The organism is Chryseobacterium sp. CT-SW4 (assembly GCF_048572715.1).
Taxonomy (GTDB): Bacteria; Bacteroidota; Bacteroidia; order Flavobacteriales; family Weeksellaceae; genus Chryseobacterium.
Genome location: NZ_CP183840.1, coordinates 1,205,555 through 1,220,019 on the forward strand (window position 1 = coordinate 1,205,555; position 14,465 = coordinate 1,220,019).

Here is a 14,465-nt window from a genome sequence, read left to right on the forward strand (position 1 = left end):
ATAAAATCATCCCAATGCCCCGGGATGATTTTACTTTTTTAAAGAGATCCGTACAACTATTATAGACAATCTGTATGGTTTTTCATTTATAAAATTAGTCTTAAATGATGTAACTTTGCATTATGAATAACGATACGATTTGTGCACTGGCTACAGCCAATGGAGTAGGAGCTTTAGGCATTATCCGAGTTTCGGGAAATGATGCTTTATCCATAGTTCAGAAATCTTTTCCGGGAAAAAATCTGGAAAAACAAAAATCTCATACTATCCATTACGGATATTTCATGGATGGAGATGAAGCTATTGATGAAGTAATGCTATCCATTTTTCTGGCCCCGAAAAGTTTTACAACGGAAAACTCTGTGGAAATTGCTTTTCATGGTTCTCCTCACATCGGTAAGCGTATTCTTGAAACTCTCATTAAAAACGGGGCCCGAATGGCAAAAGCCGGAGAATTTACCCTTCGTGCTTTTATCAATGGCAGAATAGACCTTTCTCAGGCGGAAGCCATAGCGGACGTTATCGCATCTGAAAATGAAGCCTCCCGGAAAGTAGCCATCAATCAGCTGAAAGGTGGAATTACCAATGAAATATCGTTGTTAAGAACAGATTTATTAAATTTTGTCTCCCTTATTGAGCTGGAATTGGATTTTGCTGAAGAAGATGTTGAATTTGCAGACAGAAGCGCTTTAAATCATTTACTCAATAAAATTGAATCCAAACTTAATTCCCTTATCGAAAGTTTCCAATATGGTAATGCCATTAAAAACGGAACAGCCGTAGCCATTATAGGAAAGCCCAATGCCGGAAAATCCACCTTACTGAATGCTTTACTGAAAGAAGAAAGAGCTATTGTAAGCAATATTGCAGGAACTACGAGAGACACTATTGAAGAAGTTCTTCATATCAAAGGGCATGCTTTCCGTCTGATTGATACGGCGGGATTAAGAGAGACCGTGGACGAAATAGAAGCCATAGGAGTAAAGAAAGCTAAAGAGAAGGTGGAGAATGCTAATATTCTTGTATACTTAACTGATGCTGCCACTGAAGATTTTACAGAAGATATTGAAATGATAAAATCTTTATTGAGACCCGATCTGAAGCTTATCATCTGCACCACCAAAATTGATGAGGTGGTTCCTACAAAATACGAATCTGTGGAAGATATATTCAGAAATGCAATTACCCACGAATTTGACTTCATCAAAATATCCGCAGTGGAAAACCAAAATATCCAGGATCTTAAAAATGAATTGTCTTCATATGTAGAGCAACTGCAATCCCAGGAAAATAATGTGGTGATTACCAATCAACGCCATTTTGAAGCCTTACAAAAATCGCTGGATGCTGTTAATAAGGTTAAAGAAGCTATTTCTTCACAGATTTCTACGGAATTGCTGGCCTATGAGTTGAGAAATGCTTTGGAACATCTTGGGGAAATTTCTGGGGAGGTTACTAATGATGAGGTGCTGGGGAATATTTTTTCTAAGTTTTGTATTGGGAAATAAGCAATCTCTGTAAACCCCTATGAATACTGTGTTTAATCAATGTTTTATAAAAGCGTTGAGTGATATTTAATGATATTTTATACCATTAATTGACATTATTTTTGTTACTAATCGTGATACTGCGTTGTAAAATCGTACTACTTTTTTGAATTTTTATGACACTCGGAGAAATTATCAGTGGTAAATACTGCTAAATAATGGCAAATACTGAGTGAAATTATCTAACATAAAAAATCGGAAGGTATCAAACGAGCAGTAATATCAGGATTAATCGCATTTGTAACTATTGTAATCAGACATTCGTAGCCAAAATATTTACTACAAAATATTGTTCACAACTATAATCAAAGTGATTACAAGAGAAAAGGCAAGGAGGAAAACTTCGTAAATCAAAGGAGGAATTTGTTATTGATTTAAAGGTTGTAAACTTAAAAAGATTACTGTTACATTTGATATAGAATAATTATCAAATAATTTGTAACACGTCAGGTTTTGTCGCTGTACGATTATATTTTTATACCAACATTTAAATAATAACAGCCTATGAAAAAGCTAGGAGAACCCCTCCTATTAAAAAAATAAGCAATTGCAGGATAAGCAAGATATACCACTTATTACTCTTAGGAACATTAAAACTTAACAACTTAGTTTTAATCCCCTACAAATGAATTATATTTGTAATAATAAAAACATTAACCATTTATATGAAAAAAAAATTAGCTTCATGGTTATTTCCCATAACCTTAATTCTCATTACCCTGCATTCCTGTAGTTCAGAAGATGACTATTTTAAAAGTCAGGATGAAAAATATACCTTTAACAAGTTTCAGGTATTTTCTGCTCAGGATGGCAAAATAATCAATTACGCAGATGGATTTAAAACCCTGATGGAAAGATACGACAGTCTCTATACTGTCAGCCACACCGCAAAGACCATGAAAAGGTCTTTCAGCAAATCGGAAATAGTATCAAGTGAATACATAGAGTTTAATATCCGTTCACAGGAATTTACTACTGAAGTGGGAGAGAAATACGTCCTTTTCCCATTAATAAGAAATTATCAGGTAGATGGCATAATGGTAGCGTCTCTTAGGGAAGATGAAACCATTGTTGAATATTATGAAATGACAACTGATGAAAGGAACTATCATGAAATTTTGAACCTATTTAAAGCGCAATACCTGAAGAGTAATTTAAAAATTAAATCAAAATCTACATGTGGTTTTGACGGCTATCCTGCCTGTGATATTGATACGGTGATTATTACCGTACCTAAAGGAGGAAATGGAAATGGCTTACCTTCAGGGGGGAGCGGTGGAACTTCAGGCGGATGTTCAATCTATGAAAACTGTATTGATGGTAACCTTGATGGCGGTGGCGGTGGTGGAGTCCCAGAGCTTACGCTTAGTGACTGCTTAAAAGCTAAACTAGCAAATAATAACGCAAAAGATCTTCTAAACAAGGACAAAATAAAGATTGCAAAAGAGCAAATGACTGCTTCACATTCTACTGATGTGAATGAAAAAGCATTTTCTTTTGGTACGAATTCTAGTGGAGACTATGTAGCTACAGATATTAAAACTTCTCATAATGGGAGTAATGTAGGATGGGTTGCCACTAGCGGTTCTGTTAATATTCTGGGGGCTGCACATACTCATATCTCGGGAATGTACAATAGCTTTTCACCCGGAGATTTGTATGCATTCCAAGGAAGTAACCATTACAATCCAAATTTTATATATTTATTGGTTTATGGTCCGGATGGGATGGTATTTCTTCTTTCAATTACAGATCCTGAAAAGTTTGCGGATTTTGTTGCTAACTATCCGGCTGGATCTTTCTTGGATATGGAAACTGGGGGATGGATTAGAGGTTCTTCTCTATTTGATTCTTTTGATAGTGCCTATCAACAATTTGTAGATACGGGATTGTCAGTAGATGAATCTTATGCTAATGCTACCGCTCATGTTTTGAATAAATATGATATAGGTGCGACGCTTAGTGAGCAAAATATTACAGGGGATTTTAATTCTATATTTGTAAATGAAACAGTTTCTCCATCTACTTCAGGAGGTAGCAGCTCAAAAAGCACCTATGCTAAAACTCCCGATTGTAACTTATAATAACTCAATAAATAAAATCATGAATAAAGTAATCGTAATTATTATGTTTTTTTGTTTCAATTGCCTGTATTCACAATTGGACACTTTAAACTATCTAAAACAATTTGAAGCAAATAAAGCCAATTATATAGGACAGCCTTTCTCTCAACTTTTAAATGACATGACAGAAATACAGCCAAAAACTGTATGGTCACTTCCTATTGGTACTAAGAAGACAATTTCAACAGATTCTCGTTTTAAATTTACTTTAAAGGAATATAGCTTTTACAAACCCATTACTTTATTAATAGTATGGGCTCCTGAAATTCCTAGAGACCAAACAGAATATTATGAGAAAAAGAATAAATTTTATTTTACTAATGATGAGAAAAATTTTTATGGAAGTAAAATCATAAAAGATATTATAGTATATCGCTACTGAGGACATGTAAAAATAAAATCATGAATAAAGTAATCGTAATTATTATGTTTTTCTGTTTCAATTGCCTGTATTCACAATTGGAAACTTTAAAATCAAAACAATTAATTAAAAACTTTTACGATGATAGTTGGAGTGATGATAAATATAGAGTAACAACTAATTATTAGTAGTGTTAGTTATGAACAAAATAATCTAAAAATGATAGCTTATTTACCAATTGGATACTTAATATTTATAACACCCCATAAACAGTAAGAAGTAACTTTCTGTGTCGGGAAATAACTTTGTTTTCTTTTACTTTTATTGTTTTCTTTTGTAAGAGTTTGTTACCACTTCTTTACTACTTCTATAAACTAATAGATAAAGTAGTACAAAGAAGTACAAGTATAATTTATATCACTGAGAAGATTACAACCGAATTGAAAAATACATTTTGGATTAAAAGATACACTTAAATGTAGAATAACTATCAGATTATCAGGTTTCAAAAAATCTTATATTTATAGGTTGGTATATGGTAATTTAATTCCATTTTTAAAACCTAATAAAAAAACTTTATTCTTTGAAAGAAAAAAATGGGATGATTGGCTGTTACAAAACTCTCATAAGTCTCAATCCGAGATTTAAGATGAAGCATTGAAATTTGCATTGAACAAAAGGAGAGGTTAGATTAATGTTGGTTGTATCGTTTTTTTAGATTTACAGTATTATTTTTTGTAGATCTTTAAGCAATAACTGCTTCTCTGGTTCAGTCAGATCATTCTTATTTCTATCCAAGGCATATTGAATTTCATGTACATTTTGCTTACACCATTTTATCATTCTGTTAATTCCTATTTTTGTAATTATTCCTTCGTCATTTTCAAATTTTGGAGGTGATGACAGATGAACCAATTTATTGTAATTTTTTAAAGCAAGCACTACTTTGCTATTATTTTCTTTTTGTTGCAATCCATATTTTATAAAGTGAGTTTGGTCAACGCACACCGCTTTAACTTGTATTCCATCAAATTCTGTCTGGTCGTACTCAGTAAATACCCACCATATATATTCCTTACCATCAACAGAGATTCTACTTTTGTTTTTCTTGCTTATTGCCATTGTTTCTTGAGATTATCCTGTTAATACTTTAAGAAGCAATTTATTACATTATCTATTTATAGTCTGTTATGGATATATTTTAGTTTTTTTCATTTTAGTTTTTAAAATCTGCAATTCATCTTCTTCATATTTTTTTGTTCCACTCAAATTTATTTCTTTAAGATTTTTAGGAAATAAGTCAGAATTTAGATCCGTTAACTTTGTATCACTTAGTCCTAAAGTTTTCAAGTTTTCCATTTGATTAAATATTTTGGGCAATTTATTTAACTCGCAGTTTTCGATTCGGAGCGTTTTTAATTTATCTAATTGCAATATTGAATCCGGAATTGAATCTATGGCGTTTCCTCTAATCATTAAGAAGCGTAAAGATTTTATATTCATTATCCATTCGGGGAAAGTTTGGAATGGAAGATTTAGGAGTGAAATTTTCTTTAATTTTTGAAGGTTGGCTATTTCTTTTGGAAGCTCAAAATCATCTAAATCATAGAGGATAGGATCGCCTTGTATTTCTAATACTTCTAAGTTTATAAATTTTGAAAAAATATCCCCCTTATTCTTAAAGTTTTGTGTAATAAATAAAAGATTTAGTTTTTTGCAGTTCTCCGGTTTTTGCATTGCATCATTTAGTGATGAAAATTTAGTTTTTTTAAAGAGATGCATTTTTCTTAAATATTTCTTTCGTTTAGTAAATTTAATCTTTTTAACTTATTTATAATAATGAGTAATATAATTAATTTTTTCATTGTATACTATTATGGAACAACGGTGATGAAAAGATATATAAGGAAAATCCCGAGCAAAACAAAACCCTGCATGATATTAGTCTTGCCAGTGGCCAATGATATTGTAATGATAAATAGGGAAAGACCCAATAATACAGTTGATTTAATATCAATACCCAAGGTCATTCGTATACCGCTGATTACTGATATGATTGCAATAGCGGGAATACTCAGTCCGATGCTGGCTAAAGCAGAGCCAAAAGCTAGATTAAGCGAGGTTTGTATTTGGTCTTTCCTGGCGGCTCGGATTGCAGCAAGAGCTTCCGGTAACAAAACAATTCCTGCTATGATCACTCCCACTACAGATCTTGGCGCCCCAACTGCCACTACCAAATATTCAACATCTTTTGAAAGTAGTTTGGCCATCAGAACTACTATTCCCAAGCTTACAACTAGCATAAAACTACTGATATAGATATTCTTTTTAGAAATTTTAATCTTTTTATCTTTTCCAATGGTTTCCTTTAGAATGTTACTCGTAGGAGATATAAAGAAACTCCGGTGTCGGATCGTCTGAACCATTGTGAATCCCAGATACAGCAAAAGGCAAATGAATGCTATAAACAGGAGCTGAAAAGAGGTGTATTCGCCTCCACTGTGGCTCACTGTATAGTTAGGTAATATCAGCACAAATACTACAACTGTCGCCAGTGTGATCAGGGCTGTACTCACACCCTTCAGTGTAAAAGATTGTTCTCTGTATCGTAACGACCCTATTACGATACATATACCCATAATACCATTGAGTATGAGCATCACCGCTGCAAAGACAGTATCTCTTGCCAAGGTGATAGTCTCAAGGCCTTTAGCACCAAGCATGATGGAAATGATCAGCCCTACCTCAATAACTGTTATGGCAAATGCAAGAAGCAGGGTGCCAAATGGTTCACCCAGTCTGTCTGCAAGGACTTCAGAATGATAGACCGCAGCCAATACACTGCCGAGTAATAAAGCTGTTAGTAGGATCGAATAATAAGTTGATGAAAATAAAAAATTTCCAAAGTATAAGAGCCACGATAAAAGGGGGACAGCGATTGTCCACTGTCGTAAATATATGTTTTGATTCATTCCTTCTTTAAAATTAATATCACTATAACAACATCAAAACCTGGGTACTTCATAGAAGGAAGGCTGAGAGTATTTGAAGTTTCAATGATCGGAAGATCTTATTTATTTGAAATGGTAGAGGAATACCACATTTCCCGTGTAGACAGGTTTTGACTCATCTCTAAGAAGGAGCCTGGCACCTACGATGACCTTGACTATTCCTCTCATGTCATTGACGGATTTGATCGTTGCTTGAAGTGAAACTTCAGAATCCACTTTCACAGGTATTCCAAATTTGAGATTTTCTATCCCATAATTTATCTCGAGGCTCACATTTCTCACATCCGCAATCTGTTTCCATAGATAAGGAATTAGCGAAAGGGTTAGGTATCCATGAGCAATTGTTGACCCGTATGGACTTTCTGCAGCTGCCCGATGACTATCAACGTGAATCCACTGATGATCCAATGTTACATCTGCAAACTTATTGATCTGATCCTGATCAATCGTATGCCATGGAGAACTCCCTATTATAGTCCCCTCTAATGATTTGTATTCTTCTAAACTGTTGATTATATGCATTATGTTTTTCTAATTTTTAAATAAGTACTTGTTTGAAATCTTCATCTCCGGATCTGTTATTTAGTTAACTGCCAGTAAAAGCTAAAAGCCTCTCGCAAAATGCGGGAGGCTAGTAAAATAACTAATATAATAAATTACTATATTGATCAGATTATGCCAATTTCACGTTGATAGCGTTCAAACCTCTATCCCCTTTTTGTACGTTGAAAACAACTTGGTCGTTCTCACGGATGGATTTTGACTCCAGTCCTGAAGTATGTACAAAGATGTCTGCTCCACCTTCTGATGGTGCGATGAATCCGAAGCCTTTCGCCTCGTTGAAAAATTTTACGGTGCCTTTTTGCATGGTAATAAAATTAAAAATTAAATATAATCTGTATACTTTACAGATGTCATTTTGAAAATAAAAGGATGATAGTATAAAGTGTAAATCTATTTATTTCTATCAGCTTCTTTGCTCAGCTTAGTGATGATCTATATATAAATATATGAGAATATCTCAGTGTGCAATATCATATCATTCTTTGAGATCAACGTATGAAATTATCGTTATCATCAAAAAATTGGATCTATAAACGGGGAATCTGAAGAAGCAAGACCGATCTTTATCATGGGATCAGTTTAGCAAAGGCAGGAACCTTTCTTTATGAATACTTTGCAAATATATATCAAAATAACCTGAAAATAAAAAATATAAACAGTTGATTATAACTATTTTATTCCTAGATTACGCATGAAAGGGAAAATTATGTAAGATGCAAAGTAAGTTGACTATATTTCAGACGTATTCCAAGACAATAAAATAACCCTTCTTCATCTTTAAATCGATTATTTCACAAGAAATAGAAATAATTTTTGGATCGGAGTAATATTATTTGTGAACAAAAAAAATAATCATTAAATTTAACATAAAAATAATGATGAAAATTTTTTTAGCAATGTTAATTTCCGGAATGGCAATAGCTCAAACGGGACAAAATTCAAAAATTGATCATTCTGTTTCTTCAAAATTTCCTACGGTAGTAGATATTGTGAAAAAGAATATACAGGCGATGGGAGGAGAGCGACTTTCTCAAATTAAATCAATAACGACTGTTGATACAAAAATGATCGATGGAAAACTTATGGAGAGGACTCAGAAAAAGGACTCGGATGGGAAGAATCATGTGACAAGGTTTGGTGAAGAAATTAAGTATTCTGATCGTCTAGTCTCAAAAAATTCTCGCTTTTTTAATAATAATGACAGCCAATTTTTATTTTCGATTTTTGATGTTTTGAATAATGATACAAAATATACTGTTTCAGGAATAGAGAAAGTTAATGGGAAAGAATGTTATGTAATAGACGGGGAAAAATATAAAATTTACCTGGATAAAGAAAGCGGTTTAACACTGAAAGGCGTTGAAGGAAATGGATATATATGGGAATATTCTAATTTTAAAGATGTTAACGGCATTATTTTACCGCACAAGATCGTCTTAAACAATGGACAAGAAGAATTTAACCTTTCATCCATAACATTTAATGACGTTACTGATACTGATTTTTGTTATTGGTAGTCCGAAAACTATACCTTACATTTTTATTTAATATACAATTCTAAAAATATGATTTTTAATAAAAAACCAATTTTACTTTTGGTAGTTCTGATAAATGTTTTTTTATCTCAGCATCAAGTAAAAGGAAATGATATGAGAAAGCACAGGTTTAATTTAAATTCAAATTTTTCCGGACCTGATAATATCCAGAACTTTCCTCTGGATACTATAAGAATCTCCGGAGTTTTGTCAAAAGACCTAAAGAAATTGTACCAATCGGAAGAGAATAGTTCCTTTTCAATATCAACATCAGATCTCAAATTTAGTGTGTTGGACGGAAGCGAGCCCTCTTCCCTCTATTTTTATGACCAAAGTGCAATCAGTAAATCAAATTATTCTTCGGTTTCAAAGACACGTGAACTCGATCAAATTGCTGTTTTTATAAGACAATCGAAGAGGGAAGATGCGTGGGAAAAATATAATTCCTATGATAACGGAATGTTTATAGCTCCTGAAAAATATAATCCTAATAAACAATAAAACTTGGATAAGCGGGAAGTGTGAGAAAATAATAATGATATTTCTACATTTGTTTCTTACATTTTGTGAAAAAATGGAATCTCTTTGGAAGGTTGTATGATCTATCTAAAAGAGTTTCTATGCCCGTGTGTTTTAAATACATTGATTTATCTTCAATATATTATATAATCTTAATCAAATAAAGGTTTGGATATATTAGGGTTTATAAACTTGTTATCTTCATTTCCTGTAATACCGTATTGATCAGCTGGTCAGAACTGATGTTTCGTGAAAAAATAGGATAATGGAAACGGTCCAGCTTATTAAGAATACGTATAAGCTCCATCTTTTCTCGGTGATTAAGATTTCCTGCAACGATATGGGTAGCTTGCCGGATCTTTTCCATTTGATTTTCCAGAACCTGAAGTCCCTTTTCAGTAATGCGGATCAGTTTACTTCTTTTATCCAGGTCAGAATCTGCCTGTTCAATAAGTCCCTGACGCAGAAGTCTGCCGATGATCAGCATACCTACCGGCTTATCATGAATGTTTTTTTTGATAAGGGCCATCTTGGTCATCTCACCAAAAGCTTTCAGGTTAATCAGATAAATAAAGTCTTCCTGAGTAGAAAATTCAGAATGTAAGATGGCAGACTTGGAATAGGTTTTGGCATACCGGTTCAGATGAACAAGTAATGTATTTATGGCACTTTCCGGTGATCTTCCGTTTTCCTTGCCTTCCCAGTACGGTTCCTCCGGAAGATTTGCTTCCGTATTTTCCTTATCGGAAATCCATGTTTTAAAGCCCTGGACAGTTTCCGGATATAAATCAGGACAAGCCCGGACTTCGTTTTCGAACTCCTGCAATAGGTCTATAAAATCTTTAATAAGTGTATAATTCATATCCGTTAAATAGTTTACAAAAATACCTAATTCCCTAAAGAATTACGCAATTATATAATTAAAACTAAAGTAAGTAATAAGTTGAGCTGCTCTTCTTGGTGATCCGATATTGATTAATATAATTCCCTTTTTAGCCAATGTAATTTATTTTATGAGTAAATACTATACGATCATTCAGCCAGTGCATGTTTGTAAGCATTTAATGCTCTTTCTCGGGCTTTTGTAGGTTCTACAATAGGTTCTTCTCTATAATCTTCAGGAAGCCATTTTCTGATATACTGAGAATCTTTATCAAACTTTTTGGTCTGCTCATAGGGGTTAAAGATCCGAAAATAGGGAGCCGCATCACAGCCACAGCCTGCTGCCCACTGCCAGTTTCCGTTATTGGCTGCCAGGTCATAATCTAACAGCTTTTCAGCAAAATAGGCTTCTCCCCACCGCCAGTCGATGAGCAGGTGCTTGGTAAGGAAGCTTGCTGTGATCATTCTCACCCTGTTGTGCATCAATCCGGTTTCATTGAGCTGCCTCATCCCAGCATCTACGATAGGATATCCGGTTTTCCCTTCACACCACGCCTTAAATTCGTTTTCGTTGTTTCTCCAGGCAATGTTTTCATATTTCTTTTTAAAGCACTGGTGAACAACATTGGGGAAATGATACAGGATCTGCATAAAGAACTCTCTCCATATAAGCTCATTCAGCCAGACTTCATTATGCTTAACAGCATACTGTACACATTTCCGGATCGAAACGGTTCCAAAACGAAGGGCTGTTCCAAGATGGGTGGTATGGTCCATTGCAGGAAAATCCCGGTACTTTCCGTAAGAATCTATTATATCACTGTTCAGTTCAGGTTCTATGAACTTAAGATCTGTTTTTTCAAATCCGATTTCTTTCAGTGGAATAATCTCTGAAGCTCCGTTATAATGGCCAAAACGGGTCCAGTTTGCCGTAACGCTTTCTATATTTTCCAGGTGTTCTTTCCATTTCTTTGAGTAGGGGGTAAAAACAGTGTATGGAGAAAGGTCATTTTTTACAATATTATTTTTTTCAAATATAACCTGATCTTTAAAATCTTTAAGCTGAATATGCTGATCCAGCAGGAAATCGGCGATCTTCCGGTCCCGTTGTATAGCCTGAGGTTCGTAGTCCCTGTTACAAAAAACATTGTTTACATTGAAGTCCCGGATTATTTTTTGAAAAGCTTCTAGGGGAGACCCATAATAAACATACAGTCCGCTGTTATGTTTTTTGAGCTCTTTATGAATCCGTTGTAAAGCCTGATGAATATAATCCACTCTTCTGTCACTTTTATTCCGAAGCCGGTCCAGTATTTCAGTATCAAAGATAAAAACAGGAATAACCTTTAATCCTGAATCAAGCGCATGACAAAGTCCTGTATTATCTTCCAGTCTGAGGTCTCTTCTGAACCAAAAAATATTCACTTTATCCATGATTAATTTTTTTAAAGAAATAAATATTAAGCAAAAACTGACTGTAACCGTAAACGGCATCCTCCACGGGAATGGTTCCTATTCTGACGCCTAAAAATTCAGCCGGATTATAATTAACAACAGGCGAGGGAATTAAAGATCCTGTCAGAATTCCATTTACCGCGAAAAAGCCCGGCATCAGAATCAGATATATGAAACTGGCTTTTCCTATCCATTCTTTCTGCGCGATAAAATGCAGATAGCAAAGTGTGATGATGGTTACGATCACCGTAAGCAAAGTATATAATCTCTCATAATAAAGAAGCCCGACGACGCCAAGACCAATAACAGCTGCAAATACGATGAGATTATTCAAAGCATCAGCCCATTCAAGAGTAAAAAACTTTTCCATGCAATAGTAAGTGAAAACACACGCGAATGGAATGCAGTAAAAAAACATCCATTCTTCAATGGGAAGGCCTGCTATTTTAATTCCTAAGGTATAATTAAGATCAAACCACCAAACTCCTTTTGCCGTGAACCATATATCCCAGATAATAAAAGGAATAGCCACAATAGTGGATGATAGCAGAAACTTTCCGAAAAGCTTATTGAACTGTATCCTTCTGTCAAAAGAAGCCAAAAAGCAGATTATGACAGTGAAAAAGTTAATCAGTATGTAAGTATAGGGCATCATTTTTTATTGAAATACATTTTAAAATATTTAATAGGAACCCACAGAAAACCGAAGCATTCCCCGTCCTCTTTCCCCAAATGTTTATGATGTTGTTTATGGGCACGTCTTATCGCAAGGAAATACGGGTTCTTTGTGTGGGTGAAAATCTTTGCTCTCTGATGAATAAAAATATCATGCACGAAGAAATAAGACATTCCGTAAAGACTTATTCCCAAACCGATAAAAAACCAATAACTGAAATCCTGCTTTACTCCCAGGTATAATAAAGCGATGGCCGGACTTGCAAAAATGAAAAAGAAAAGGTCATTTCTTTCAAGTTTTCCGTCATGGCTGTGATCATGATGATCCCGGTGGAGGGTCCACAGAAACCCATGCATAATATATCGGTGGATAAGCCATGTGGCTCCTTCCATGGAAATAAATACTCCTAAAACGATCAGAAAATTCATTTTAAAGATGCTTATGGTTAAAAAGGTCATTCAAAACTCTGTATCTGAAATCGAAAATACTTTTTAGCTTTTCTTTTACAAATAGCTGATGAGCTATTTTTCCTAAAATCCCCATCGGAAGTTCATAATCTACCGTATCTTTCATCAGTACTCCATTCTCATTTGGGATAAATTCGTGAAAATGATTCCAGTGCTTGTACGGACCTTGTTTCTGAAAATCTGTAAAGCTTTTATGGTCTTCTACGTGGCTGATGACGGTCTTCCACTTCATCGGAATTCCCAATAAGGGCGAAACGGTGTAATCTATTTCCATTCCTTTAAAAATCGGTTCTTCCCCAACATCTGATAGAACAACGAAGTTCATACTTGAAGGAGTTATTTCTGATAAATTATGAGGGGATGAAAAAAACTTCCATGCCGTTTCAATACTACAATTGAGCTGCTGCTCTCTATATAATCTGTACATCATTTATTTTTTTATGGATTCTTAAAATTTCCAATAATTAGCCCAAATCAGAGTTAAACAATCAGAAATAAGCAGATTTGTAACGGATATAGCTTTTGAACGCAACCAACAGCTTTTGTGAATTGGCAATTCTGATTCTTTGCTGCAATATATTCTGGGAACTTGTTTTCTTTATTTTTTCAAACAGAGAAAGATAATATCTGTATGCGAGGTAAACTCCGAAAATGGATGAACCCGGCAGTTTTTTAATTCCTTGTAAAGCTTCCCTAAATTCTTCTTCGATCTCCTTTTCGATCCGGACTTTCACAGTATTATCAAAGACTGACATATTAAGGGTGGGAAAATAAGTCCGTCCCAAAATCTGGTAATCATCTTTCAGGTCCCGCAAAAAATTAACTTTCTGAAAAGCAGATCCCAGTTTCATCGCGAACGGTTTCAGCTTCTCATATTGCTGTTTATTACCTTCTGTGAATATCTGAAGACACATCAGACCTACCACTTCTGCGGACCCATAAATATACTCTTTAAACCGTTCCGAATTATAATCAATTTTATGAAGGTCCATTTCCATACTGTGCAAAAACTGATTGATCAGCTGCCTGTCAATATCATACTGGCGAACAGCTTCCTGAAATGAATGTAAAATGGGATTGAGCGATATCCCATCTTCCAGTGCCTCATAGGTTTCAGCCTTTAATCTCTTCAGAAGCTTCTCTTTATCATAACCATGAAAACTGTCTACAATTTCATCAGCAAGGCGTACATACCCGTAAACAGCATAAACAGCAGGTCGGATGGATGGCTTCAGTGCCATTATTCCCAATGAGAAACTGGTGCTGTATTTTTGTGTAGTGTACTTACTGACCTCGTAAGACAATTCATCAAACAATTTTTTCAT

16 protein-coding genes are annotated in these 14,465 nt (G+C 34.5%); 5 read left to right on the forward strand and 11 right to left on the reverse strand.

Features of this window, described 5'->3' with window-relative positions:
- Positions 1–122 precede the first annotated feature (122 nt).
- The 3 genes from mnmE to ABJ974_RS05380 all read left to right on the forward strand — a co-directional run bounded on the left by mnmE (position 123) and on the right by ABJ974_RS05380 (position 4,052).
- Positions 123–1,508, forward strand: coding sequence for a tRNA uridine-5-carboxymethylaminomethyl(34) synthesis GTPase MnmE (gene mnmE, locus ABJ974_RS05370; RefSeq protein WP_419870358.1), 1,386 nt, complete (start codon positions 123–125; stop codon positions 1,506–1,508).
- 704 nt (positions 1,509–2,212) lie between these two features.
- Positions 2,213–3,631 (forward strand): hypothetical protein, encoded by a 1,419-nt coding sequence (locus tag ABJ974_RS05375; RefSeq protein WP_419870359.1) that lies wholly within the window; start codon positions 2,213–2,215, stop codon positions 3,629–3,631.
- 19 nt (positions 3,632–3,650) lie between these two features.
- Positions 3,651–4,052 carry a hypothetical protein gene (locus ABJ974_RS05380; protein WP_419870360.1) on the forward strand — a complete coding sequence of 134 codons (402 nt, stop codon included), beginning with the start codon at positions 3,651–3,653 and terminating at the stop codon, positions 4,050–4,052.
- 699 nt (positions 4,053–4,751) lie between these two features.
- Here the strand turns inward: ABJ974_RS05380 and ABJ974_RS05385 are convergent.
- From ABJ974_RS05385 to ABJ974_RS05405, 5 genes are all read right to left on the reverse strand, one after another.
- The gene (locus tag ABJ974_RS05385; protein WP_419870361.1) at positions 4,752–5,153 is read right to left on the reverse strand and encodes a hypothetical protein; all 402 of its coding nucleotides are present in this window, start codon (positions 5,151–5,153) and stop codon (positions 4,752–4,754) included.
- Positions 5,154–5,219: 66 nt separating this feature from the next.
- Positions 5,220–5,768, reverse strand: a complete 549-nt coding sequence (locus ABJ974_RS05390) for a leucine-rich repeat domain-containing protein (protein WP_419870362.1) — start codon at positions 5,766–5,768, stop codon at positions 5,220–5,222.
- 137 nt (positions 5,769–5,905) lie between these two features.
- On the reverse strand, positions 5,906–7,003 hold the full coding sequence (locus ABJ974_RS05395; RefSeq protein WP_419870363.1) for a calcium:cation antiporter: 1,098 nt from the start codon (positions 7,001–7,003) through the stop codon (positions 5,906–5,908).
- Between the two features lie 102 nt (positions 7,004–7,105).
- Positions 7,106–7,564, reverse strand: coding sequence for a MaoC family dehydratase (locus ABJ974_RS05400; protein ID WP_419870364.1), 459 nt, complete (start codon positions 7,562–7,564; stop codon positions 7,106–7,108).
- A 151-nt stretch (positions 7,565–7,715) separates the two neighbouring features.
- A complete protein-coding gene (locus ABJ974_RS05405; protein ID WP_419870365.1) occupies positions 7,716–7,910 on the reverse strand; it encodes a cold-shock protein in 195 nt (64 codons plus the stop codon).
- 571 nt (positions 7,911–8,481) lie between these two features.
- Here ABJ974_RS05405 and ABJ974_RS05410 point away from each other — a divergent pair.
- Positions 8,482–9,123: a LolA-like protein gene (locus ABJ974_RS05410; protein ID WP_419870366.1), complete on the forward strand. Its 642-nt coding sequence runs from the start codon at positions 8,482–8,484 to the stop codon at positions 9,121–9,123.
- Positions 9,124–9,255: 132 nt separating this feature from the next.
- Entirely contained in the window at positions 9,256–9,642 is a 387-nt protein-coding gene (locus tag ABJ974_RS05415) for a hypothetical protein (protein WP_419870367.1), read from the forward strand.
- A 202-nt stretch (positions 9,643–9,844) separates the two neighbouring features.
- Here ABJ974_RS05415 and ABJ974_RS05420 read toward each other — a convergent pair whose 3' ends face one another.
- The 6 genes from ABJ974_RS05420 to ABJ974_RS05445 all read right to left on the reverse strand — a co-directional run bounded on the left by ABJ974_RS05420 (position 9,845) and on the right by ABJ974_RS05445 (position 14,465).
- Positions 9,845–10,522, reverse strand: a complete 678-nt coding sequence (locus tag ABJ974_RS05420) for a MarR family winged helix-turn-helix transcriptional regulator (protein ID WP_419870368.1) — start codon at positions 10,520–10,522, stop codon at positions 9,845–9,847.
- A gap of 170 nt (positions 10,523–10,692) precedes the next feature.
- Positions 10,693–11,976 (reverse strand): cryptochrome/photolyase family protein, encoded by a 1,284-nt coding sequence (locus ABJ974_RS05425; protein ID WP_419870369.1) that lies wholly within the window; start codon positions 11,974–11,976, stop codon positions 10,693–10,695.
- Positions 11,969–12,598 (reverse strand): lycopene cyclase domain-containing protein, encoded by a 630-nt coding sequence (locus ABJ974_RS05430; RefSeq protein WP_419870370.1) that lies wholly within the window; start codon positions 12,596–12,598, stop codon positions 11,969–11,971. The genes ABJ974_RS05425 and ABJ974_RS05430 overlap by 8 nt, the downstream gene beginning before the upstream one ends.
- 50 nt (positions 12,599–12,648) lie before the next feature.
- Positions 12,649–13,101 carry a sterol desaturase family protein gene (locus ABJ974_RS05435; RefSeq protein ID WP_419870371.1) on the reverse strand — a complete coding sequence of 151 codons (453 nt, stop codon included), beginning with the start codon at positions 13,099–13,101 and terminating at the stop codon, positions 12,649–12,651.
- Between the two features lies 1 nt (position 13,102).
- The gene (locus ABJ974_RS05440; RefSeq protein WP_419870372.1) at positions 13,103–13,570 is read right to left on the reverse strand and encodes an SRPBCC family protein; all 468 of its coding nucleotides are present in this window, start codon (positions 13,568–13,570) and stop codon (positions 13,103–13,105) included.
- 58 nt (positions 13,571–13,628) lie between these two features.
- The gene (locus ABJ974_RS05445; RefSeq protein WP_419870373.1) at positions 13,629–14,465 is read right to left on the reverse strand and encodes a phytoene/squalene synthase family protein; all 837 of its coding nucleotides are present in this window, start codon (positions 14,463–14,465) and stop codon (positions 13,629–13,631) included.